Source organism: Solobacterium moorei (genome assembly GCF_036323475.1).
GTDB classification, from domain to species: Bacteria; Bacillota_I; Bacilli_A; order Erysipelotrichales; family Erysipelotrichaceae; genus Bulleidia; species Bulleidia moorei.
On record NZ_AP028934.1, the window covers coordinates 2,482,328 to 2,505,333 of the forward strand.

At 37.8% G+C, this 23,006-nt stretch carries 22 protein-coding genes, 2 pseudogenes and 1 riboswitch; of the genes and pseudogenes, 14 read left to right on the top strand and 10 right to left on the bottom strand.

The window, feature by feature from the left end; all coding sequences use genetic code 11:
- Positions 1-5 precede the first annotated feature (5 nt).
- A complete protein-coding gene (locus RGT18_RS12450) occupies positions 6-842 on the top strand; it encodes a glycoside hydrolase family 25 protein (RefSeq protein WP_051240968.1) in 837 nt (278 codons plus the stop codon).
- Here RGT18_RS12450 and RGT18_RS12455 read toward each other — a convergent pair whose 3' ends face one another.
- Positions 843-1,454, bottom strand: a complete 612-nt coding sequence (locus RGT18_RS12455; RefSeq protein ID WP_037403791.1) for an IMPACT family protein — start codon at positions 1,452-1,454, stop codon at positions 843-845.
- A gap of 50 nt (positions 1,455-1,504) precedes the next feature.
- On the opposite strand from RGT18_RS12455, the gene mutL reads away from it, so the two are divergent.
- The 7 genes from mutL to tnpA (RGT18_RS12490) all read left to right on the top strand — a co-directional run bounded on the left by mutL (position 1,505) and on the right by tnpA (RGT18_RS12490) (position 7,826).
- Entirely contained in the window at positions 1,505-3,334 is a 1,830-nt protein-coding gene (gene mutL, locus RGT18_RS12460) for a DNA mismatch repair endonuclease MutL (protein ID WP_028078028.1), read from the top strand.
- On the top strand, positions 3,331-4,236 hold the full coding sequence (gene miaA, locus RGT18_RS12465; protein ID WP_028078029.1) for a tRNA (adenosine(37)-N6)-dimethylallyltransferase MiaA: 906 nt from the start codon (positions 3,331-3,333) through the stop codon (positions 4,234-4,236). The genes mutL and miaA overlap by 4 nt, the downstream gene beginning before the upstream one ends.
- 78 nt (positions 4,237-4,314) lie before the next feature.
- The gene (locus RGT18_RS12470) at positions 4,315-5,049 is read left to right on the top strand and encodes a Bax inhibitor-1/YccA family protein (RefSeq protein WP_006524922.1); all 735 of its coding nucleotides are present in this window, start codon (positions 4,315-4,317) and stop codon (positions 5,047-5,049) included.
- Between the two features lie 72 nt (positions 5,050-5,121).
- Entirely contained in the window at positions 5,122-5,823 is a 702-nt protein-coding gene (locus tag RGT18_RS12475; protein WP_028078030.1) for a hypothetical protein, read from the top strand.
- Between the two features lie 9 nt (positions 5,824-5,832).
- On the top strand, positions 5,833-6,477 hold the full coding sequence (locus tag RGT18_RS12480; protein WP_028078031.1) for a CpXC domain-containing protein: 645 nt from the start codon (positions 5,833-5,835) through the stop codon (positions 6,475-6,477).
- Positions 6,478-6,708: 231 nt separating this feature from the next.
- Positions 6,709-7,149, top strand: a complete 441-nt coding sequence (locus RGT18_RS12485) for a MarR family transcriptional regulator (protein ID WP_051240969.1) — start codon at positions 6,709-6,711, stop codon at positions 7,147-7,149.
- A gap of 212 nt (positions 7,150-7,361) precedes the next feature.
- Positions 7,362-7,826, top strand: a complete 465-nt coding sequence (gene tnpA / locus RGT18_RS12490; RefSeq protein WP_338175109.1) for an IS200/IS605 family transposase — start codon at positions 7,362-7,364, stop codon at positions 7,824-7,826.
- Between the two features lie 131 nt (positions 7,827-7,957).
- Here the strand turns inward: tnpA (RGT18_RS12490) and RGT18_RS12495 are convergent, their stop codons facing one another.
- On the bottom strand, positions 7,958-9,406 hold the full coding sequence (locus tag RGT18_RS12495) for an IS1182 family transposase (RefSeq protein ID WP_338176481.1): 1,449 nt from the start codon (positions 9,404-9,406) through the stop codon (positions 7,958-7,960).
- A 200-nt stretch (positions 9,407-9,606) separates the two neighbouring features.
- Here RGT18_RS12495 and RGT18_RS12500 point away from each other — a divergent pair, with 200 nt between their 5' ends.
- On the top strand, positions 9,607-10,542 hold the full coding sequence (locus RGT18_RS12500; RefSeq protein WP_028078913.1) for a hypothetical protein: 936 nt from the start codon (positions 9,607-9,609) through the stop codon (positions 10,540-10,542).
- Positions 10,543-10,790: 248 nt separating this feature from the next.
- Here RGT18_RS12500 and RGT18_RS12505 read toward each other — a convergent pair whose 3' ends face one another.
- From RGT18_RS12505 to tnpA (RGT18_RS12525), 5 genes are all read right to left on the bottom strand, one after another.
- Complete coding sequence (locus RGT18_RS12505) at positions 10,791-11,369, bottom strand: alpha/beta hydrolase-fold protein (protein ID WP_338176511.1); 579 nt, start codon at positions 11,367-11,369, stop codon at positions 10,791-10,793.
- Entirely contained in the window at positions 11,370-12,362 is a 993-nt protein-coding gene (locus tag RGT18_RS12510; RefSeq protein WP_338176380.1) for an IS1595 family transposase, read from the bottom strand.
- 121 nt (positions 12,363-12,483) lie between these two features.
- Positions 12,484-14,064: an IS66 family transposase gene (gene tnpC / locus RGT18_RS12515; RefSeq protein ID WP_051241081.1), complete on the bottom strand. Its 1,581-nt coding sequence runs from the start codon at positions 14,062-14,064 to the stop codon at positions 12,484-12,486.
- A 225-nt stretch (positions 14,065-14,289) separates the two neighbouring features.
- Complete coding sequence (tnpB, locus tag RGT18_RS12520; RefSeq protein WP_338174904.1) at positions 14,290-14,649, bottom strand: IS66 family insertion sequence element accessory protein TnpB; 360 nt, start codon at positions 14,647-14,649, stop codon at positions 14,290-14,292.
- On the bottom strand, positions 14,642-14,995 hold the full coding sequence (gene tnpA, locus RGT18_RS12525) for an IS66 family insertion sequence element accessory protein TnpA (RefSeq protein WP_338174902.1): 354 nt from the start codon (positions 14,993-14,995) through the stop codon (positions 14,642-14,644). Before tnpA (RGT18_RS12525) ends, tnpB begins: the two co-directional genes overlap by 8 nt.
- A 178-nt stretch (positions 14,996-15,173) precedes the next feature.
- Here tnpA (RGT18_RS12525) and RGT18_RS12530 point away from each other — a divergent pair.
- Positions 15,174-15,443, top strand: a pseudogene (locus RGT18_RS12530) (helix-turn-helix transcriptional regulator); the annotation flags it as partial.
- Here the strand turns inward: RGT18_RS12530 and RGT18_RS12535 are convergent.
- Together RGT18_RS12535 and RGT18_RS12540 are read right to left on the bottom strand one after the other, a co-directional pair.
- The gene (locus RGT18_RS12535; RefSeq protein ID WP_006524932.1) at positions 15,440-16,093 is read right to left on the bottom strand and encodes a potassium channel family protein; all 654 of its coding nucleotides are present in this window, start codon (positions 16,091-16,093) and stop codon (positions 15,440-15,442) included. The pseudogene RGT18_RS12530 and the gene RGT18_RS12535 overlap by 4 nt on opposite strands.
- Positions 16,094-16,105: 12 nt before the next feature.
- Positions 16,106-17,440: a TrkH family potassium uptake protein gene (locus RGT18_RS12540; RefSeq protein WP_028078866.1), complete on the bottom strand. Its 1,335-nt coding sequence runs from the start codon at positions 17,438-17,440 to the stop codon at positions 16,106-16,108.
- 136 nt (positions 17,441-17,576) lie between these two features.
- On the opposite strand from RGT18_RS12540, the gene RGT18_RS12545 reads away from it, so the two are divergent.
- Positions 17,577-18,800 carry a histidine phosphatase family protein gene (locus RGT18_RS12545; RefSeq protein WP_051241071.1) on the top strand — a complete coding sequence of 408 codons (1,224 nt, stop codon included), beginning with the start codon at positions 17,577-17,579 and terminating at the stop codon, positions 18,798-18,800.
- 117 nt (positions 18,801-18,917) lie between these two features.
- Positions 18,918-19,373 (top strand): annotated as a pseudogene (locus RGT18_RS12550) (transposase); the annotation flags it as partial.
- 99 nt (positions 19,374-19,472) lie between these two features.
- Here the strand turns inward: RGT18_RS12550 and RGT18_RS12555 are convergent.
- On the bottom strand, positions 19,473-20,873 hold the full coding sequence (locus RGT18_RS12555; RefSeq protein ID WP_338174896.1) for an ISNCY family transposase: 1,401 nt from the start codon (positions 20,871-20,873) through the stop codon (positions 19,473-19,475).
- A gap of 420 nt (positions 20,874-21,293) precedes the next feature.
- Positions 21,294-21,382: riboswitch (TPP riboswitch) on the top strand.
- Between the two features lie 31 nt (positions 21,383-21,413).
- Between RGT18_RS12555 and RGT18_RS12560 the strand changes: the two genes are divergently transcribed.
- Positions 21,414-22,115 carry an energy-coupled thiamine transporter ThiT gene (locus RGT18_RS12560; protein WP_028077385.1) on the top strand — a complete coding sequence of 234 codons (702 nt, stop codon included), beginning with the start codon at positions 21,414-21,416 and terminating at the stop codon, positions 22,113-22,115.
- A gap of 56 nt (positions 22,116-22,171) precedes the next feature.
- Positions 22,172-23,002, top strand: a complete 831-nt coding sequence (locus tag RGT18_RS12565; RefSeq protein WP_028077384.1) for an HAD family hydrolase — start codon at positions 22,172-22,174, stop codon at positions 23,000-23,002.
- The last annotated feature ends 4 nt before the right edge of the window (positions 23,003-23,006 follow it).

The window sequence follows — 23,006 nt, forward strand, 5'->3', positions numbered from 1 at the left end:
AATTGATGAGATACTATCGTAGAAAGAAAAGAGTAAAGAGAACGTGGGCCATCGCTGCTGCGGTGGTAATCTGTTTTATATTAATGACGATTCGCAATATTTATATGCAAGCATATCGGGCAAGACAATTCTTGCAAGAGGAACAGCTTGTTGAGACTGATCCAAACATGCATACATATAACTGGAATAACTTGACATGGAGAAATGGGCTTCCAGCCTATGAGGATGATACATATACATCTGTGATTGGTATCGATGTTTCGTCACACCAAAAATCAATTGATTGGGCAGCTGTTAAAAACAGTGGTGTGAAGTTTGCGATGATTCAAGTAGGATATCGTGGATATGAAACAGGTGCTCTCATGGATGATGCGTACTTTGAAGAGAATATCCAAGGCGCAATAGAAAATGGAATTGATGTAGGTGTTTATTTCTTCTCCCAAGCGGTTTCCGCGGAAGAAGCGCGTGCAGAGGCAGATTTTGTCTTAGAACGTGTAAAGAAATACAAGCTACAACTACCAATTGTATTTGATTTAGAAGAAGTAAGTAATGCGAAAGACCGTGTAGAAAGTACCACTTCTGAGGAGCGTACGCAAGCAGCTGTTACATTTATGAACCATATAAAAAATGCTGGCTACCAAGCAATGGTATACAGCAGTTCTCAATTATTTGGGACAGTATTCGAGATAAACTATCTACATGATTATGATTTCTGGGTAGCGGATTATTCCTCTGCACCAAACTTTAGTTATCATTTTAGTATTTGGCAGTATACTGATGCTGGAACTGTAGATGGTATCTCAACAAACGTTGATATGAATATCATGTTTATAAAGAAATAGTTATTCATTGACAGGTTCTTCATAAAGAGTGGAGCCTGTCTTTTCTGTTTCTGCACTTCCTTTTGTTAGATCAGAGAAGATAGCTTGCAGATTTTCTTCGTTACTTGCAAAGTACGCATGTGCATTGTCATCATAATCAAAACTAGCATCACTTGTATGATTGCGTATCCAGTTTTCTACGCTGCCGATATACTCATATGGATATTTTACATGCCAGGTAGCGATAGACATGTCTATTACTTTATAGGCTTCTTGTAGAACTGCATTGGTTACACCACCATATGCACGAATTAATCCACCGGCTCCAAGTTTTATTCCACCAAAGTAACGCACGACGCAGACTACCGTATCAGATAGCCCTGCTTTGCGAATCGCTTCAAGGATAGGGATACCAGCTGTACCTGCAGGTTCATGATTATCATTGGATTTTTGATACGCATCGTTTTCTCCGACGATGTATGCGGTACATACATGCGTCGCATCACGGAATTCATCACGGATGTAGTTGATGTATGCTTTGGCTTCTTCTTCGGTCTTTGCGACGGTTGCACAGGCGATAAATCGTGATTTTTGGATAACAGTTTCTTTGCGGAATTCATTTTTTAGACGCATGATAACCTCTTTCACAAATCATTATAGTATAATATACGCAGGTAAAAAATATGGGAAAAATTAAACAATTAGATACATTAACAGCGAACATGATAGCGGCTGGTGAAGTCGTAGAAAGACCAATGGGTGTCGTTAAGGAACTTGTGGAGAACGCAATCGATGCAGGTAGTACTCGCATAGAAGTGAATATTACAGAAGGTGGCATCCAACGATTGAGTGTCATTGATAATGGTTGCGGTATGGATGCACAAGATGCACAACTCTGTTTTGGTCGTCATGCGACATCTAAGATTCAATCACAGAATGATTTATGGTCAATTCATACATTGGGCTTTAGAGGTGAAGCACTACCATCAATCTCTTCTGTATCTCGAATGGTATTAAGTACATCAGATGGAAAGGATGCGACAAAAGTTGTTGTTGCCTATGGCAATGTGGAGAGTGTTGCACCATACCCATGTAATCAGGGAACAGAGATTTCAGTAGAGGGTCTATTCTATCAGACACCTGCACGTCTAAAGCATATGCGTTCAGCTGCATATGAAGCATCCCTGATTCAAGATATCGTTTCAAAGTTTGCATTATCACATCCAGAGATTGCGTTTATCTTACGCAGCGATGATAGAGAATCCTTCCGTACAAGCGGACAGGGAAATCTCTTAGAAGTTGTATATCAGGTGTTTGGTAGAATGGCTGCAGAGAATGCGATTCCTGTAGACTTTAGTGACTTTGATTATACAGTGAAGGGTTATCTCATTAAGCCAAGCATTACACGTGCTAGCCGTACAGGAATGAATCTATTCTTAAATGGTAGAATGGTAAGAACGTATAAATTATATAAAGCAGTTCAAGATGGATATGAGGACTTCATCGTAAAGGGTAGATATCCAATCTGTGTCTTAGATATTTCAATGGATCCACATCTTTTAGATGTAAACGTACACCCTTCAAAATGGGAGGTACGTTTATCAAAGGAAATTCAATTAGAAACACTCATTAAAAATAATGTTGCAAATATGTTACGTGGTACGATTCTTGCGCCTGCGGCGGAAGTTCGCGAAGCAAGACAAGAATATTATCAACCAATTTCTTTCGATACTGATCGTTTGATTCAAGAGGCGGAGTATCGCAAGGAACAACAGCGTAGACAATCTATTGTTGAAAAAGTTGCTTCTACACCACAAGAGGAAAAGGTGGAGAAGCAGGAAGTGACATTAGAACAAGAAATTGCGGAAACGGAAGCCGAACTCAAGCGAGTCTCAACACAGTTTGAGGAGGAATATCCAGAATATAAACCCCAACAGCAAGTTTTCCCACCGATGGAAGTCATCGGTCAGCTTCATGAGAAATTCATTCTCTGTGCAGCGGAGAAGGGGCTTGTCATCATTGACCAGCATGCGGCACAAGAACGTGTACATTACGAAGAGTACAAAGCAAAGTTAAACCAAGATCCTGTGATGATGGATTGTTTAGTGCCAATTACAATTCATGCAGGTAACGATCTTGTAAGACGGGTTGAAGAAATTAATGCGGCAGTAGAAGATATCCATGTGGTATTTGAACCATTTGGGAAAGATACATTGGTTGTACATAGTGTACCAGTATGGATGCAGGATATTGAAGAAATACAATTCTTGAATGATGTGATTGACCTCTTTAAAAATGATCGTGATATTAAGTATGCACGCATGGAAAAGAAGAAGATTGCGACAATGGCTTGTCATCATTCCATTCGCTTTAATCGTAGTCTAACGATGGATGAAATGAAGGAGGTAGTGCGTCAATTATCTCTATGTGAAAATCCATATCATTGTCCACATGGCAGACCAACCTTTATCACACTGGATGAAAAGACCTTGGTAAAGGAATTTTTACGATGAAAAAAGTAATTGTCATTGTTGGCCCTACTGCAGTAGGAAAGAGTGATTTTGCGATTGAACTTGCGAAAAAGTTAAATGGTGAGATCATCAGTGGAGATTCGATACAGGTTTATGAAGGCTTGGATATTGGCTCTGGTAAGGTGACAATCCAGGAGATGGATGGTGTACCACATCATTTGATTGATATTTATACAACTAAGCAAAGTTATACGGTTGCGGACTTTCAAGCAAAAGCGAGAGACCTAATAGACCATAGTGATAAGCCGATGATTATCTGCGGTGGTACAGGTCTCTATATAAAGGCATGCCTGTATGATTATCAATTCAGTAATGAAAGTGGTGCTGGTATTGATACAGATTTAGAAAACTATACCAATGAAGAACTGTACCAACAATTATTAGAATTAGATCCTACACAAAGTGAGAAGATTCATCCAAATAATCGTCGACGTCTGCTACGGAGCTTGACCATTGCTAAACGCAGTCCAAAAGTACAGAGTGAGATCATAGCAGAACAAGAACATCGTATGTTATATAATGCACGTATTATCGGCTGTACAATGCCACGTGAAGAACTTTATGCACGTATTAATGCACGTGTAGAAAAGATGTTTGAAGCAGGTTTACAACAAGAAGTAGAAAGCTTATTACAGCAAGGAGTATCCTTTACAGACGCATGTATGAAGGGGATTGGCTATCGTGAATGGGAAGCCCTTTTCGAAGGGAAGAAATCCCTTGAAGAAGTCAAAGAAGAGATCCAGAAACATTCTCGCCAATTCGCAAAGCGTCAGTACACCTGGTTCCATCATCAGATGAATGTAGAATGGTTTGAAAATAACAACCCTATACAACGTCAAGCAATGCTGGAAGACTTGACACATTGGTATCAGAATCAAGAGTAAAAGTAAAAAGGTCGTAGATTATCGAGTTTGACTTTAGGTCAAAGTATCATATAATAATAGTGTTAGGAGGACTTAACAATGAGCGAATTTGACAGACAAAATGTTTATGGAGCTTATAACGAGGAAGCTGGCCTCAAAGCTTATATAACAAAAGTATTTACACACATGGGAATTGGTTTAACGATAACATCAGCAGTTGCGTATCTTTTCTACCACTCCCTAGTCACAAGAGGAACATTAGCACGTATCGTATTCTATAGCGAATCAGCACTATTCATCCAGATTGGTTTATTGATTTCACAGTTTGTATTAGTAATTTCTCTCAATGCGGCAATCACACGCTTATCAAAAGGTGCATGTAATGCATTGTTCTTAACATACGCAGCAGTAACGGGTGTTACATTTGGCGTCATTCCACTTGCGTATGGAGTTGGTGTAGTATTCCAAGCATTTGTATTTGCGGCAATCTTATTTATCAGTTGTGCTGTGATTGGCCATGTTACAAATGTTGATTTAACAAAGTACCAAGGAATCTTAGTTGGAGGGTTATTTGCATTAATCATCGCAAGTATTGTATCCATCTTTATTCCGGCATTACGTAATAATCTATTGATTGCATATCTAGGACTATTCATCTTTATGATTTATACAGCATTTGATATTCAACGTATCAAGCAGTTCTACTATATGTCAGCTGATGGAACGGATCAAAGAGAGAAGCTTGCAATCTATGGTGCATTGCAGTTATATCTAGACTTTGTCAATATGTTCCTATACTTATTGAGAATTTTAGGTGGTAGAAGAAGACGTTAATCATAAATCAATGTTAAAATAATGACAGGTCATAAAGGCCTGTCATTTTTCACCAGGAAGGAGGATTGATGGATGAGAGTCGCAGAACTAAATTTTACAGTCATGTATCAGAAGTATATTACGATTGAAGCGGATGATTTAACAGAACTGTTAAAAGATAAGATTGAAGTACATCAAGATGATTGTTACGCGGTGTGTTCAGCGTACTGTACAGAAGATGGGATGCTGATGTTTAATGTGCTATCAATCGGTAATTCATGGGAAACATGTCTTAGAGGAATGGATGATCCAGAGATGCTTGGCTTTTTTACGATGGAACAAGTATTTAACCGTGAAGTAAGAGTTGTAAACGAAACGGTTCAAATGGTGAAGAAGAATGCGTCATGGATTGAAAAAACAGAGACAAAGGACGAAGACCTACGACGTTTACGGAAAGATGAGCGATTAGACGCATTACGCGATCCATTCTATCCGGATACGGTATTAGCAGGTGTCATGCATGGTTCTATCATCCGTGAGATAACGGTACGCTTAATAGGGATTCATGGTCCATTTGTGGTGGGAGAAGTAGATGAAGAACCGGGTCAAGAAATTGGTTTACACTTTACAGATAAAGTATGGGCAATCCCATATTACACCAATGATGAAGCACATCTGATTATCTTATTCGGTGGCGAAACACTCAGTGAAGAAGAGTCAGAAGTACTCGAAAAAATTGTGAATGAAACAGAGAAGCTAGGAATTGATTTTTCTGGAATCTCTATGAAGAGCTAGGAGAATAACATGAGCCAGAGTCAAGATATTAGATATACATGTCCTTATTGTCATAAGGAATTCGATACAACAATTTATACAGCAATCAATGCGGAACAAGATCCAGACTTAAAGGAAGCTTGTATTAGTGGGGATATTTTTAGACATACGTGCCCTCATTGCCAGCATGCATTCATGATTCAGCCACCGTTGGTGTATTCTGATCCATCTAGAAAATTCTTGATTTGGCTTAGTCAACAAGCTCCTGCAGAGTCTTTAAAGCAGTTAGCACTGCCTCTTGCAAAGCAAGGATTTAAGTTAAGGCGTTGTGCGACAGTACAAGAATTCGCTGAAAAAATACAGATTTTTGAAGATGGTGTAAATGACATCATGGTAGAACTTGCGAAATACGACAGCTTTATTGAGTATATCGACAATAAAAAAGGAACTGCTGAAGATGTGACTGGTATTGAATATCAACATACCGAGAACGATGTCATGAAGATCAATGTAAGAGCAGATGATAAGGGAATGTCATTCCTAATTCCAGTTAGTGTTCTTGAAGAAGAGATGAAAGTAGATAAAGATCGCTTCGCAATTGATGAAACAGACTTTCCGCGTATCAATAATGATTGGATTATCAGTGCTTATACAGAAGCGGCTGGCAAGGCTTAGAAGCTCTTATAATACAAGATATCTGAAGTGCATGCATGTTTATTGAAAAACATGCATGCACTTTTTGAAAATTTTTCATACAAATGTTTAAAAATACATAAAAAACGAAATTTATTTTAGTTAGCCTATGTAAATTATTTTGATAATATTTATAATAGAACTTGTCGGTATGTAGTGACGGTGGTAAGGTGCCACTCATTCGAATGATAATTAAGAAGGGAAAAAGGAAAAATGAACAAAAAGGGTCGTGATTTCGTGATTGCAACAAATGCATTTAGCCATTGCATTCAAGCAATTAAGGCGGAAGAAATCAAATCAACAAAGCTTAAGGGCGCAGAAACAATGCTACTATTATATTTGGGCTTTAACCCTGAAGGCTTAACAAACACAGAATTAGTTGAATGTAGTAAGATGGACAAGGCGGCGGTTTCTAGATCGCTTGCTGATCTAGCAAAAGGAAAATTCATTCGTTTTGAATATCGTAATGGTAAGAGCAGATATGGAGCACATGCTGTATTAACTACAACTGGTAAAGAAGTTACAGAACACATTGTGGAAAGAATCGGTAAGGTTCTCACAAAGGCACTTGGTCATTTAAGCACTGAAGAGAAGAAGTTTTTTGTGGCAAATATGGCTACAGTTGCATCTGCTATGTTAGAAATAGTAGAATAGTTATGGTTAAAATAAGATAGAGTCATCTATCTCAGAGTGTTGACAAAGTGACATTTTAAACGATGTCACTTTTTATTATAGGAAACGAAGTTTCCTATAAAAACCATACGCTATGCGTATGAGAATGGAAAAGCTTAAGCGATGAAAAAAGCCTCCGTATATAATTGAATAAGGCTGACAACCGAAATTCAAAATATAAGGAGGAGATATCAATGGCAACAAAGCCAAATGACGATTCAAGTCTATCACATACGAGATGGAACTGTAAGTATCATATTGTGTTCATACCAAAGTATAGAAGAAAGGCAATTTACGGAAAATTAAGAGCAGATATAGGAGGGATATTGAGACAGTTGTGTGCATATAAAGATGTAGAAATGATAGAAGCACATGCAATGAGAGATCATATACATATGTTGGTAAAGATACCACCGAAGATAGCAGTATCAAGTTTCATGGGATACTTGAAAGGCAAATCATCGTTGATGATATTTGAGAAACATGCAAATTTAAAATATAAATATGGCAATCGAAACTTTTGGGCGAAGGGTTACTATGCAAGTACGGTAGGACTGAATACGAAGGTAGTAGAAGAATATATCCGAAATCAAGAAAAAGAAGATATGATACAGGATAATCTAAGTAAAAAAGAATATGTAGACCCTTTTAAAGGGTAGGCCATAGTGTGCAAACACGGTTGTCGGTCTTTTACACAAGACCCTTAAGGGTCGAAGTGTGGTAAAGGCCCTTATAGGGTAGCCTAAAAACCGCACGTTATACGTGCGGATTGTTATTTTGTCTGTAAACTTCAATAATATTGACTTTCCAATAAGACAAAGTACTGATTTTGAGGTATTAAGCTTAAAAATGGATTTGCTTCCCATTTCCATCGTGCCATTCTTTCTAGATTATGGCATGCAAAAATCATCGACGTTCTATGTCGATTTTTCTTTAACCCTCTTTCTCGTGTGAATCTCAAGCAATGATTCTCCTTATCCTCCGCAAATACTCTCTCGATTGTCTGTTTGCGTAATGGATATATTTCCTTCCATAATGGGGTATACCTTATCTCTTCTGCTGCTTCAAGATAGGGTGCCCATACATGTCTGGTTATCACTTTTGTATTATTCTTGCTTTTGGTGCATTTATCTTTCAACGGACAGCTGGCACATATTAATGGATTACTCTTGTATTGCCTGTACCCTTGTCGGTTCACTGTTGTATATGTCAATGTTTGATTGTTTGGACATATATACCAGTCATAGTGTTCGTCATACACATATTCTCTTTTTGGGAAAAAGCCTTTCTTCGTCTGAGGTCTTTTATATGGAAGTATTGGCTGCTGATGATTATCTATTATCTCTTTGGCAATGGCTGGTGTTTTATATCCTGCATCTAAACATACATTTTTAATTTGATCTCCAAATTTTCCCTGAAGATGTCTGTATGCACCAAAGAATGAAACACTGTCATGTATATTTCCAGGGACTGTATCAAAGCTCAATACGAATCCATGTTTATCACAGAATGTCTGCTGTTCATACGCAAAACATTCTTCATGTTCTCCTTTATGATAATTCCCGGATTCAGGATCAGTAGTACTTTGCTTTACTCTTTTTGTTTTTACTATCTCTATTTCTTCTCCTGTTTCAGAATCAAAATCCAGTTCTGTTCTGTTTAATGAGTGAAATTCTTTTTTACCATCTAATGCTCTTTCTTGGTTTATTTCCTCAAGCAGGGAATCTTCAAAACATTTTTTTGTGATTTCTATTTCTGCATCTGTATGTTTTCTTTTATTTGCATTGGCTTTAACGTGTGTTCCGTCTCCAAACACTGTTTCGAGATCAACAAATCCTGCATCCATAGCTTCCTTAAGTATTCTATTGAATATTTGTTCAAATATATCAGAATCTCCATATCTACGTATATAGTTCTGGCTCCAGGTAGAATAATTTGGAATACTCTCAAACATTTCATATCCTATAAACCATCTGTATGCCAGATTTACTTCTATTTCCTTACAGGTTTTTCTCATACTGTTGATGCCAAAACAGAAGTTAATGAATATCATCTTAAATAAAACCACCGGATCAATGGATGGCCTTCCTTCAGAACTATACAGATCCTTTACCAGAGGATATATAAAGTTCCAGTCAACAGCTTCTTCAAGCTTTCTGACCATGTGATCTGGTGGTACTAAGTTATCAATAGTATCAAATATTATACTGTCGTGTTTTATATTATTCCTGCATGTCATTGTCATGATAATCACTCTCCAATTCCCGTTATTATTATACCATGATTACTTTTTGCAAAATAAAAAGCAGAAGAATTACCGATTTTGGGAATTGGAGATCTTCTGCTTCTTTATTATACTTTATTTTTTGCTTTTTTTCCTTATTTGTTTGTCAACAGGCTGAGATAGAGTAATCTATCTTTTTAGTTCATGGAGGAAATATGAAAGATTATACGATTTTAGGAAGAGTAGCAAATGGACTAGGTATTGCATATGATAAGGATGCGGTTGTAGCTTGTGCTACAGAAGCTGGATATACATATGCATTAACAACATTTCAAAATATATACACAATTATTGCAAAGTTCAGTCTTGTTGACCAAGACAATCGTAAACCAAATGATTTAAATCTACGTGGTCTTGTAAGTGCTGTAAAGAAGGTTGGCAGTGCAAAGGCAAACGGAAATATTGTTACGATCAGATTTAAGTCTGCAATTACTGCCAATGGTAAAGCGAAGAATGTTATTTCTTCAATTCCAGAAGTCATTAACTGGTTCCGTATGAATGGTTATTCTAATTGTGCAGAAGCAACCTTAGAGCCTGCAGAGACTAAAGTATTTATCAACCATGGAGTAATTCACTTCTATACAGAAGAGGTTGCGAATCAGATGTTGATAGAACATGCAGAGGAACAAGCAACAGCACCTGTTGTGGCTGAAAACTATGCCTTAGGAACAGTATTTGCTTTAGGTGGTGTCATTGTTGGTGCAATTCTCATTGTTATCATCGGACAATTAGGATATATCTCGCTGGTTGCTGGTGTTGCGATGGGATTTTTGACACTAACTGCATACCAAAAGGGTGCAGGTAAAATGAGTAAAATCGGTATCGCAATCTGCTTCGTATTAATGTTGATTGGTGTTTATTATGCACTTAGCGTTACAAGATTCTTCCATGAAAATGGATATTCTGATATTCGTATGATGGATGCGTTTGGCGTTATTCCTGAGATGATGGAAAAGGGTATTATCGAGAGTACCGATTATTATACAATGTTCGCATTCCAGTGCGTAGCTGCTCTAGGTGGTGCAATATCTCCACTTGTAGCATTATTACAAAAGAATAAAGCTGCTAGCATTACAAGAATTCTTGGATAGAACATCACATAATTTTACAAAATCTTGCCATATTTAAATGACAATAAATTTGTACTATATAAGTGCAGATAGGAATATCTGCACTGAATGATTGCTCCCCTTAGCAAGCATCAGTGAAATTCTATCCCCTTATTAAATAAAAACAAGAAAAGACCATGCGGAGGTCTTTTCTTGTTATAGGGGGTAGTATCATCCAATATAGGCAAAAGGCGTTAGCAAGTAAGTTAACGCCTTTTGTTATATAGTACTTATAGTTGTTTCTCTAACCAATCGGATAACACTTTATAGCGATTGGTTAGATTTTCATGATGTCCAAATTCATCAAGTACAGAAGTAATGCTATTTAACTGCTTACGAATCAAAGCGTGGATTTCCTCTGCACATTGTGGAGCTGTATCTAGAATATTGTGGTGATGAATACCTTCTGTTTTGCCGTTACATAGGTAAACGCTAGCATTTTGATTGATAACGGGATTCTCTTTACAGAAGTTAACGAACCTTGGATACCAGAAGGATCCACAGATAGAGAATACTGCACTAGGAATGTTTGTTCGATACAAACTATATACGGCTGCTAATCCTCCTAAGGAATAGCCACCATAAATGATTTCGTTTGTATCGATAGAATATCTACTTTGAAGTTCTGGTAGAACGTTATTGAATAGTTCATTGTGATATTCATCTGCTTGTCCACCAAAGTTTTCTGTGCCTGGTCTGATTGCTTCCGCATGCCAGGGTGTATAATCCGTTAATCTATTTTCTGGTAGTAGTCCTACGAGAATTGCTTTTTCTTTGGCTATATTAGCAAATTGGTGAGATGTAGCAATTCAATAAATGAATACATCTTCTGATTTCATATCTACAATACGGAAGAAGTCAGTTATCTGATGCATTCTTTTCTTGATGGATAGAAGGATCTCCTGAACATCACATCCACTGTATTCTCTAACAAGAACAAATAGTGCTGCATATCTGTTCAGATATTTACTGGCAACACCTCCATACTTCTTGTACCACTTTTTTATCAGTGAATGAAGCGCATTTACGTTATTCAAATGATCAATGGATGTATAACATGTATGATCTTTCATGATTCTCTTTTCACAGTGCTTCTCTTCTAAAAGACAACTATATGCTGCTTTGCCATCAAGCCACGCCATACTGTGCTCCCCAATATTGTCTGCAAGCTTCATTATGTCTCTACTGGTTGGAGTAGCAGTATTCGTAGCTTTTAAAACAGCAGTGCCGTTTCTCTGCACTGCTGTTGGTAAACATATTTGTTCATTAGATACTCCACGCTTTGAAGCTGAGCCGCCACGTTTTCTAGGTTCAACACCTGCTATCTTTTCGCCTTTATGAGAATTGAGAAGATACTTTTCATCTAACTCAATCTCTCCGGATACTACTGTAGTATTCAGAAGTTCTTCAAACATGTGAAGTAGTTTCATTCTCGTACGCCATACAGTATATGTACTGATATCCAGCGTAGCTGCTGTTTTTTCTATAGGAACCTGTGCAAATGTATCTGTGATTAACAGATCCCATTTAGATTCATCCTGATGTGAATAATGTGTAAGCTGGCCATAATCAATAGTAAAGCGTTTATGACAGCTACTGCATTGAAGCATTGGTTTACCACTATTTGCCTTTCCGCCTTTTGTAAAACGAGAATTAACAGAGCCACATTTAGGACACACTTTAATACAGTAGTTTCTGGATTCTTTCTTTGCATTTACCAGGTCAATCAGCTCTCTGTCGATTTTATCTTTAGCAAATTGATCTAAGGAATTGTAATGTTCAATAATTTCTAAGTCTTTCATAATAGTCTCCTTGAGTTCACTATTATGATAATGAGTCACAACTCATTTACTGGTAAACGCTAAACCAGTTGTACCATATAGATAAAATAAAATCGTATTTGAGATAGTGTTGTAAAGTATCTCAAGTACGATTTTTATAAATGTTATCTGGTAGTTCTTTTGACCAAGGTAGTAATCTATCTGGTACCTCCACCGTTAGGTCATGTATCGTTTTAGGAAGTTCTTCTAACAGATAGCGAATATATTCGTATATCTTGATATCATTTGCTTTACATGTTTCTACGATACTATAGAGTACTGCACTGGCCTGTGCTCCTTTTATCGTATCGATCATGATCCAGTTCTTTCTTCCTACTGTAAATGGTCGTATCGCTCTTTCTGCCGCATTGTTATCTAGAGGTATTCTTGCGTCCTTTAGAAATTCTCTGAGATAGGATTCTTGATTCAGGGCATAGGTAAAGCCTTTTCCTGTTTCTGATTCTCTTGATACATTCTCCCAATATCTTTTTACCCATGTGAAAAATTCATCCACTAGGGGTGCTACTTTCTCTTTCCTCTGTCTTAGCTTTTCTTGTTCGCCCAATCCCTTCAATTGATTATCTTCGTGATAGATTCTATTGATCCTATCTACCGCTTCCTGGGCAAGTGTCTGACTCGTCTTCACTGCTTTGATGAGCGTCGTGAACTTTCTTTTGAGATGGGTCCAGCACCCAGCTACGGTAAAGCTTTCGGGATCTTCCTTGGCCAACTGGTGATAAGCACTGTAGCCATCACATACAAGTGTCCCTCTAAATCCCTCTAGGAATCTTTGCGGATGTTCATGGGACCTCGTACGTCGATAATCATACAGGACGATCCGCTTTTCTTCCTCATGTGCCCCTGTACGATATACCCACATATAGGACTTACTGCCAGCTTTTCTGCCATCTTTGCTTACCTCGAATGGTGTTTCATCCACATGCAGTATATCCTGTTTGATCATTTCTTCTTTTAACCTATCGTAGAAATGTATCAAATAGTTGTCGGATGCTTGGATCATCCAATTGGCCATGGTGGATCGTGAAATGTTGATCTGGTTTTCTTGGTATGTCTTTTCTTGTCTATATAACGGTACGGCATTGACATATTTGCCCCATATGATAGATGACACCAGTGATGGGGTAGCGATACTGTTTGGCCATAGTTCTACAGGCTTCTGTGCTCGTATGATTGTCTGGTTATCCTTTGCGGCATATACACCAATTTTATAAGTGACCGCTTCGAAAGATGCTGGTATATGTTCCAGTTTCGTTATGATCTGATATGGCAGTCTCTTCCATCCGCTCTTGCCAAATCTTTCATTCAATTCTTCTTCGGATAGTTCGATATATTCTTCACGGTGGTTCGTGATCTTCTGGATGTCTGATGCCCGCTTTCCTTTTGCCTTCTTCCTTGGTGCAGCTTCCTCTAACGTTGGCTCTGGTTGTAGTAAATCAAACAATACTTCAGGTTCATTAAAACCGAGTTCCAACTGTTCAAAGATTCCAGAACTCTGTTTCTCTGTACTTCTGCCAAAGCTTCTTTGATTCATGATCTTGATCTGTTCACTAAGAAGTTTGATAGTAGCTTCTAGACTTTCTACACTGCTTTGCATACTCATAAAGAGCTTTATGATGATGTCCTTTGGCAGGCTTTCTACTTCTTCCTCACTTAGTTTTTTCATTTCCATAGCTTATGTATAAACCATTATGAGGGTGCCGTCAAATGTGGAAAACTTTGATTTTCCACACAAATATTTTACTGGTACCAGCGCATATCTATGGCGTAATAAAAAGGCACGTATCAAGCAGTTTGGGGGCTGGAGTGTAGAAATTCATCTACTGCTTTTTATGTGCCTTATACGCCATCTATAGGCCTATCTTCTTAATAAAAGTTGTGGATAACTTTTTTACAGTATCATCTTTCGTTCTACTTTCTGAATTGTCTTCCTCTGTATGATTGCCATGCCTTCAAACAGCCAATGATACTGTTCGATACTAATGTTCTCTATGTCTTCTGTCTTTCTGGGCCATTGGAATCTTCCTTCCTCCAATCGTTTATACAATAATAGGAATCCATCTGCCTCCCAAAGCAGTCCCTTCATACGATTAGTCTTTCTTCCACAAAACAAGAATAACGTTCCTTCATCAAAAGGATCTAGGTAGAAATGGTTCTGAATGATCGAAGCCAACCCATCTATTCCATTTCTTAGATCTGTATATCCACATGCAATATAGATCTTCTTAAAACCACAATACTCTTTAAGCATGGGATACCGCCCGAATGATCTTTAGTAATAGCTCATCTGAAATATCTTCACCGATCTCTATCTGATGATTGCCCAATTGAATGTGTGCAGAACCATGTCGAATAGGTTTCTTCAATTCTTGAAATGTGACATCTGATGATGGCGGTAAAGTTGCAGGAAAGATATCCATATGATTACCGACTTCTTGCGCCAAGTGGTTACGCAACTTTCGGTGATAATACCAATATTGTTTTTCGTTGATTCCATGTTCGTTACACCACTGTAGAACAGATTGACCACTTGTCTTACATTCCATAATGATCGATACCCATCGCTGTGCCTTTAGCTCTGCCGCTGTCATTATCATAAAATAATCACCCCCAAACCCTCACGATTCTTAAGGGTTCTAGGGTGATTATGACATGACTTATGATTAATATACAGGTACTACCTATTTAGCGTTTACATTTACTGTACACGTATATGTACATTAAATGAACTTATTCACCGTTTTGCTAATATAGCCAAAGGATTTAGCCAAAGCTGCACAGATGGATGAAGCTCATTTCTCTTATAAGTTCAACAAAGTCTATCATATCCGTCCAATTGACTATCTGATTCGTTTGCGATTAAGAAAAGCAGCCAATCTATTATTGAAGGGCTATTCAGTAACAGAGGCTGCTTGGAATGTAGGATACCAAGATCCATTATATTTTAGTCGATTGTATAAGAAACATTTTGGAATACCTCCAAGTCATACCTATCGGAATGAAGAAAGAGATATTGAATATCGAAGACAATCGAAAGAGAACTAACCTAAGATGTGGAAGGCACTGCGGATATCTTTGTCTTTCCCTAATACCAATAAGGATTCTTCAGAGTTGAGTATGTGGGAAGCTCCTGGTGTGACAGATACATTGTCATCCTTCTTAATCGCGATGATATTGATATTGTAGTGTTTACGTACATCAACCTGACCAATTGTCTTACCTAACCATTCATTAGGTACAGCAATTTCGAATACTGCGAAGTCTTTACCGATTTGAATGTAGTCAAAGATATTATCACTGCTATAACGCATTGCGGTTAAGTTACCCATTAACTTTTCAGGGTATACAACTGCATCTGCACCATTGCGTAATAAGAACTTTTCCTGTGTATCACGTGCTGCACGTGATACAACTTTTCTTGCGCCTAATTCTTTGAGGTAGGATGTAATTTCAAGAGAAGCTAAGAAGTTATCACCAACCGCAACGATACATACATCAAAGTTTTTAAGACCTAATGTCTTTAAGAAGTCTTGGTTTGTTGCATCACCAACTTCAGCGTTTGTGACATAAGGTAATACTTCTCTTACCTTTTCTTCATCATTATCAATACCTAATACCTGAATATCTAAATCATTTAACTTGCGAGCAATGTGACGGCCAAAACGACCCATACCAATAATTAAAATCTGTTTCATACTCTCTCCTATTTAGCCTACGGCTACGTTTTCTTCAATATATCTACCTAAGCATTGATTGCGGAATGGGAACATACCATAAATCAAGGTGAGTCCTCCAATACGTCCAGCGAACATTAGGAAGATTAAGATTATTCTTGAAACAATCGTTAAATCACGTGTGATACCCAAGGTTAAACCTACGGTAGCGATTGCGGATGCGGTCTCATACATTGCGGTTACCATTGGAACATTCTCAATGACACTGATAACCATTGCGGCACCTATACATAATGAGATATATAACATCAAGATTGTGGCCGAGTTGCGTACGATTGTCTCTGGGATGGTTCTACCAAAGCTCTCTGTACGAGAACGGTTTCTAAAGATTGCCATACTTGTTGTGACTAATACGAAAAAGGTTGTTATCTTCATACCACCACCAGTAGAACCTGGTGCAGCACCAATCAACATTAATATAATCTGTAAGAAGATGCTGGATTCAGACATTTTTGTAAGGTCTACTGTATTAAATCCAGCAGTACGTGGTGTTACAGATTGGAAGAAGGATGCTAGGATTCTTGTGCCTAAAGGCATGCCTGTAAAATCCACAAAGAAGAAGTAGATTGCAGGGAATACGACCAAGATTGCGGTCATCAATAAGATGATCTTAGACTGCATGTGGTAACGGTGTAGATTAAACTTATATTCCTTGATATCTGCCCAAGTGGAGAAGCTCAATCCACCAATCAGGATTAAGGACATAATTGAGATATTAATAATTGGATTGGAAACATAACTTGTTAAGGATGAGAATGGTTCACGTACACCCATTAAGTCAAAGCCTGCATTACAGAAGGCTGAGATGGAATGGAAGATACTATACCAAACGCCCTTTATGAGTCCAAACTCCGGTATGAACGTAAATGACATTAGTAAGGCGAAGAAACCTTCAACCATAAATGTAATCTTACAGATAAACTGTAGTAAGCGGATGATTCCGCCAACTGCTGAGATTGAGATGGAGTTTGCTAAAGTAGAACGAGCAAGATATCCAATTCTTCTACCAGTAATAAGTGCAAGGGATGTGATAACTGTCACAACACCAAGTCCACCAATCTGGATCAGAATAATAATGACAAGCTGTCCAAAGAAGCTCCAATATGTGGCGGTATCGTAAACAATCAATCCCGTTACACAAACACATGACGTAGATGTGAATAGTGCATTGATAAATGGTGTCCATTGACCAGATTGACTAGCAAATGGTGTCATCAGTAATAATGCACCGAATACGATAATCGCACCAAATCCCAAAATAATCATCTGTGGATATGTTAGATGTAGTTTATTTCTAAGAAAATTCATAATACCCTTTCAGAATGTAGTATATACGTATATGATACTATCATAACGACTAAAATATTATAGTATTCTCAGCGTTTATTACCAACACTATTCGTGAAAAATAAGAGAAAATACAAAGAATTGGAGTATAAAACACATGGAATTGAAATTTTACTTTGTTAGACACGGGAAAACTTTATTTAATCTTAAAGGTCGTATGCAGGGCTGGTGTGATAGCCCACTGCTAGATGAAGGCATTCAACAGGCAAAAAATGTTGCATCTGCACTCAGAAATATGCCGTTTAATCGGGCATATTGTTCCACCTCTGAAAGAGCTTGGGACACCGCCAAAGAAATCTGTAAATATCATGACATTCCATTAATCCTTACCAAGGGCTTGAAGGAGTTCTCTTTTGGTTCTTTAGATGGTGCACGTAAGGAAGAAGTTTTGGATTCTCCATTCTTTGATGATTGGTCATCAGAAGGTGGTGAAACAAATATAGGATTTGCGCAAAGAGTTCGTGAAACGATGCAGGGTATCGTTGAGGAAGCTAATGATGGCGATACAATTCTATTGGTTGGCCATGGTGCCTATGCAGTGCGTATCTTAGAAATTTTGTTTGGAATGGATCTAGATGAGTATGTAGATCGCTGTAAGGCACAGGATCGTTGGCTAATGCCAAATACGGGCATGTTAATATTTCATTATAAGGATGGAGAGTTTTCCTTGGACCAAGAGCCAATTGATGTGAGTGAGTATCGTCAAATATATCATCCAAAGACAATTGATATTTATTTGATGCGCCATGGCGAAACAAGATTTAATATCCAAGAGCGTATACAAGGCAGATGCGATAGTCCTTTAACTGAAAAAGGAATTCAGGAAGCACAAAAGGCAGCTGAAAAGCTAAAGGATATACATTTCTCTACCATGTATGTTTCAACAGCGGAAAGAACGCGTGATACAGCAGAAATAATCGCTCAGTATCACCCAGGAAATATTATCTATACAAAAAAGATTTGTGAAGTCAGTTATGGTGATCTTGAAGGTATGACATTCAAAGAAGCAGATTCTAGTAGCAAACGCTTTATGGACACGCACTATGGTGATGTCGGTGGAGAAGAATATAGTGATGTCATAAAGCGCATGAATTCTATCTTCCAGGAAATCTATGATACACACCAAGACCAAGATAAAGTATTATTGGTTTCTCACGGAGACTTCTATCTTGTATGTCTTGAAGCGTTATTTGGACTAAAAAAGGAGGATATCTTCCAGGAAGCCTCCGAGTTAGGAATCCATCCAGTTCCAAACTGTGGAATCGCACACTTTAGAATAACAAGTAATCAGTTTGAACTCATTCAAAAGATGAGTGATTGATAAAGATATAGGACAATATGTGACGTAACATATGTTGTCTTTTTGTAACGCGTTCGAAATTCAAAAATAAATTGAGAATTTTTTTATCTAACAGTAAACAAAAATGGCCTAGACAAGAAGAGAGGATTATCTAAGAGCCAACTCTGTATCGTTGTGGCAATCGATTGTCACAAAAATACATACGCTGCTATTTGTGGTCATGGAAAGCCATCTGCTTCACGTATCTTTGAAGCACTAAAGAATCATATCGCTTCCGGATCAACACTAGTACATGATGGCGAAAGAGCACATGACAAGCTGATAAAAGAATTAGATTTGAAAGAAGAATTCTATAAAGCCAATACACACGACAAAGAATATCTAGAGAACATGGCATTGATAAACAATATGTGCTCGTGGTTAAAAAGGTATATCTATCGCTTCATTGGGATGAGAATGACTAATCTACAATCCTATTTAAATTGGTTTGTATATCTGTTTAGAGTAAAAGGTGCAGTAGAACTGTGGCCAAAGATGGATAGAATTTTACGACATTTGATATTATTCAACGGAACATATAAGAGAAATACTTGATTTCATCGCATTTCCATAGGCCATTTTTGTTTACTGTTAGATTTTTTTACAAAAAAATGATAATCTTTGTGTCAACCAAAAATGAAAATGTCTTAAAAATTAACGAACATTAGCGGAGCTATAATAGTTCTGCTTTTTTGTAAATAATTGATATGAATACTTCCTCCAAGGGTGAGATATCGGCGGAATATATACTTTCTTTTTCTCAGGAGTTTCAATGATATTATCGAACTCACCCGAATTTTCTTCAAACACTTGTACTTCTTCTAAGATGTATAGTGTATCCATCGCATTGACAAAGATCTTTTGATCAAATGATTCAATAACCAATACCTCCATCTTAGGTCTTAGTGGAATTCTATTGTGTTCCTTGTCATAGGCCATCCAATACTTGTTTTTGAACTTGATACAGTTGCCTTGATCGACTATTCTCGATGAAATGATTGCCAATGTTTGATTGATTGTTTCTATATCTGGTTGTACTTCAAATACAGAATTGGTACTATTCAAGTGTAGGGCGAACCTTGCATTGAATTCCTTTAGGTAGGATTTTAGGAACTTATTCGCGTCCGCCATACAAGTAATACGAGCACGTCTAAGTTCAACTGGCAAACGTGATTGGAAAGTCTGGTTGAGACGTTCGATGCGTCCTTTGGCTTGTGCGATGCTCGTTGTTTTGATTTCGACACCAAGGTTATGGCAGGCGTAGGAGAACTGTGTGAAGGTATCCTCGTCGTCGAAGGCCTTGGTTTTCTTTCTGTATTCAAATACGGTTCGTTTATCCGTATAGAATAGAGCGGGTATGCCATAGTCGACTAGTATCTGATGGAAAACGTTGTAATAGCCACGTAGGGTCTCCTGTATATCAAAGTGGGCTCCAACAGCAGTACCGGTCGCATCATCTACAGCTAGGTGTAGATGCCATATCTCGCCAGGAATCCATTCGTAGCTTGAAGCGTCCATTTGAATCATCTCTCCCATATATTTGGATCTAGATCTTCGTGAATGAGGCGTATCATCTTCAATTGATTCGATTTGTTCATTGATTGCGTTTCTGGCCTTTGTAGATGTTGTTTGGTCTAATCGTTTTGTCAAACGTTCCTTTAATTGTTTCTTGGTTTTTCGATGGGCCTTTGGGGACAAGACATCGTGTTCTGATAACCAGTTTCTAATAGTGGTGTCACTGATGGAGATGCCGAGGTCCATCTGGACGATTTCACTGAAATGAGTGATGTTGGCATCAAGATACTCGTTAAGATAGAGTTCAATGATTTTGTTTTTCGTTTCCAGTGAGAATGTGTTTGATGGTAATCGTCCACGATTACCATGTGAAAATGAGGATTTGCCTTCAGACTTATAACGTGTAATCAGGCGGTTGATAGTACGAATAGAACAATTTAGTTTTAATGCCGCACGGCGTTTATTGCCAGAATGATCAACCAGTTCTTTAATAATGTTGTATTTGTTTTCTTCCATAGGGGTTAATATAATCTTTTTCATATTCAATCCAATCTAATGGAATGAATCATAACAATTCCTTTCTATAAATGGGGCATTTTCCCTTTCGGTTCATTAAGACAATATCAACTTCGATTCAGATTTTTTACAAAAAAATGATAATCTTTGTTGACAGGATGGTTAGCGTTTGCTAACATACAGTTAGCACAGGCTAACTGATGTCTCACTCTTTCCATCACACACTCCTTTATACATCAGTACCTGCGTGTTCCGGAACCCTTTATTTACAAGTCATGGGCAGACTTGTAAAAAATCTAATTGGCATAATGTCCGGAAAAATCCATGCATATCCGTGTCCTCCTCAAATTACACTGGAATATGCGAAATAATGAAGAATATTGTAAGGACGGGGCATCCGAGCAATATTCTTTTTTCTTTCGTTTCGAAAAGTGATATGATTAGACTCGTGAACAGGGGTGCATGCATGCTGAGAAAAACCCTTATCACCTGATCTAGGTAAAGCTAGCGTAGGGAGTTCAGTTTTTTAATTCCTTACGCCTTCAAAATGGAGGTGTATTTTTTATGAAAAACGATCAGATTAAAAAGATTGCATTCATGGCAATCTACATGGCGTTATATGTAGCGCTGAAAATGGTAGGAAATATGATACCTTTCCTACAGATGCCAAATGGTGGATCTATTGAACTGGAGTTAATTCCACTTATGATTGCATCGTATCATCTTGGTTGGAAGTATGGAGCTCTCTGTGGACTAGCTTCATTCTTACTAACAATTGTATTAGGTTTTCCAATGTACTTTGTTCAACCAATACAGGTTGTATTAGACTATGTACTACCAATCAGTATTGTTGGAATGGTTTCATTGTTTAAACCATTTGAACATGCAAGCAAACCAATTGTATTAACTGTGGTATCTGTAATTGGTTTAACTGCTTGTGTTGCTGTGTATTACTCTTATGGTATGAATCTAATGGCTTTGGTGGGTGGTGTCATACTAGCTGCCTTAGTGATTGCATTAGGTCTATTCCTAACGAGCACAAAGGGGCACTTTGGTATTGTGATTGTGATGATCATCAAATACTTCTCTACAGTTATTTCTGGTGCCTATTTCTGGGCAGAGGGCACTGCGGCAGGAAGCTTACCGGCGTGGACATTTTCCCTAGGCTATAACCTCTGGTACAACTTAGTGACGATGATTGTCTGCTTATTGATGGTTCCAGTACTAATGAGCAGAATTAAAAAAGCAAATATCCAAGGAATGTAATAGATTGGCACATGCCAATCTATTTTTTTGGCTATAATAGAGGCGGAGGATTTGATATGACAAAATATATATTCCTAGATATTGATGGTACTTTATATAGTCCAACAATCAATGAAACACCAGAAAGTGCTTTACATGCAATCCATAAAGCAAGACAGAATGGTCATAAAGTATTCTTATGTACAGGAAGAAGCCTAGCGGAGATTGTGACATATCTAGAATATGATATTGATGGTTATATCCTTGCGGCTGGTGCGAAAGTTTACGCCGATCGTAAATGTATCTATGATAATCCAATTCCAAAAGAAGAACTGACGCACCTAAAAGATACGATTAATGGAATGGGAATAGGATATGGATTGGAAGGAAATGCAGGCGCGTATGGAAATAAACTAGGCTATGCGTTCCAACTCAAATACTTCTCACTACCGAATGCAAATCATGAGGAGAAAGTACAGAATGCGATGGCAAATTGTATCTATCCAGAAGAAGCGGCGCATGAAGATGATGAAATCTACAAAATCTGCGTATACAGCGAAGATGGACATGAATTTGACCAATTAGAAAAAGTTCTACACAGTCAATATACCCTCACACGTGTTATTGAAGACCCTATCAAGAAATTCTATGGGGCAGAAATCACAAATAAAGATATCAATAAGGGGACTGGCATTGAGAAGGTTTTAGAACATTACCACGCTAATCGTAGTGATGCGATAGGCATTGGAGATAGCGGAAATGATATTCCGATGTTGTCCTATTGTGGTACATCTGTTGCGATGGGGAATGGTGCAGAGATTGTAAAGGCTATTGCGGATTATGTCACAACAGACATTTTAGATGATGGTATTTACCATGCATTCAAACATTTTGAGTTAATCGGCTAAAGGG

Bases quoted from the DNA above. Each gene is read 5' to 3' on its own strand.
- RGT18_RS12450 (WP_051240968.1), top strand. From the start codon at position 6: ATGAGATACTATCGTAGAAAGAAAAGAGTAAAGAGAACGTGGGCCATC.
- RGT18_RS12455 (WP_037403791.1), bottom strand. From the start codon at position 1,454: ATGCGTCTAAAAAATGAATTCCGCAAAGAAACTGTTATCCAAAAATCA.
- mutL (WP_028078028.1), top strand. From the start codon at position 1,505: ATGGGAAAAATTAAACAATTAGATACATTAACAGCGAACATGATAGCG.
- miaA (WP_028078029.1), top strand. From the start codon at position 3,331: ATGAAAAAAGTAATTGTCATTGTTGGCCCTACTGCAGTAGGAAAGAGT.
- RGT18_RS12470 (WP_006524922.1), top strand. From the start codon at position 4,315: ATGAGCGAATTTGACAGACAAAATGTTTATGGAGCTTATAACGAGGAA.
- RGT18_RS12475 (WP_028078030.1), top strand. From the start codon at position 5,122: ATGAGAGTCGCAGAACTAAATTTTACAGTCATGTATCAGAAGTATATT.
- RGT18_RS12480 (WP_028078031.1), top strand. From the start codon at position 5,833: ATGAGCCAGAGTCAAGATATTAGATATACATGTCCTTATTGTCATAAG.
- RGT18_RS12485 (WP_051240969.1), top strand. From the start codon at position 6,709: ATGAACAAAAAGGGTCGTGATTTCGTGATTGCAACAAATGCATTTAGC.
- tnpA (WP_338175109.1), top strand. From the start codon at position 7,362: ATGGCAACAAAGCCAAATGACGATTCAAGTCTATCACATACGAGATGG.
- RGT18_RS12495 (WP_338176481.1), bottom strand. From the start codon at position 9,406: ATGACATGCAGGAATAATATAAAACACGACAGTATAATATTTGATACT.
- RGT18_RS12500 (WP_028078913.1), top strand. From the start codon at position 9,607: ATGAAAGATTATACGATTTTAGGAAGAGTAGCAAATGGACTAGGTATT.
- RGT18_RS12510 (WP_338176380.1), bottom strand. From the start codon at position 12,362: ATGAAAGACTTAGAAATTATTGAACATTACAATTCCTTAGATCAATTT.
- tnpC (WP_051241081.1), bottom strand. From the start codon at position 14,064: ATGAAAAAACTAAGTGAGGAAGAAGTAGAAAGCCTGCCAAAGGACATC.
- tnpB (WP_338174904.1), bottom strand. From the start codon at position 14,649: ATGCTTAAAGAGTATTGTGGTTTTAAGAAGATCTATATTGCATGTGGA.
- tnpA (WP_338174902.1), bottom strand. From the start codon at position 14,995: ATGATAATGACAGCGGCAGAGCTAAAGGCACAGCGATGGGTATCGATC.
- RGT18_RS12535 (WP_006524932.1), bottom strand. From the start codon at position 16,093: ATGAAACAGATTTTAATTATTGGTATGGGTCGTTTTGGCCGTCACATT.
- RGT18_RS12540 (WP_028078866.1), bottom strand. From the start codon at position 17,440: ATGAATTTTCTTAGAAATAAACTACATCTAACATATCCACAGATGATT.
- RGT18_RS12545 (WP_051241071.1), top strand. From the start codon at position 17,577: ATGGAATTGAAATTTTACTTTGTTAGACACGGGAAAACTTTATTTAAT.
- RGT18_RS12555 (WP_338174896.1), bottom strand. From the start codon at position 20,873: ATGAAAAAGATTATATTAACCCCTATGGAAGAAAACAAATACAACATT.
- RGT18_RS12560 (WP_028077385.1), top strand. From the start codon at position 21,414: ATGAAAAACGATCAGATTAAAAAGATTGCATTCATGGCAATCTACATG.
- RGT18_RS12565 (WP_028077384.1), top strand. From the start codon at position 22,172: ATGACAAAATATATATTCCTAGATATTGATGGTACTTTATATAGTCCA.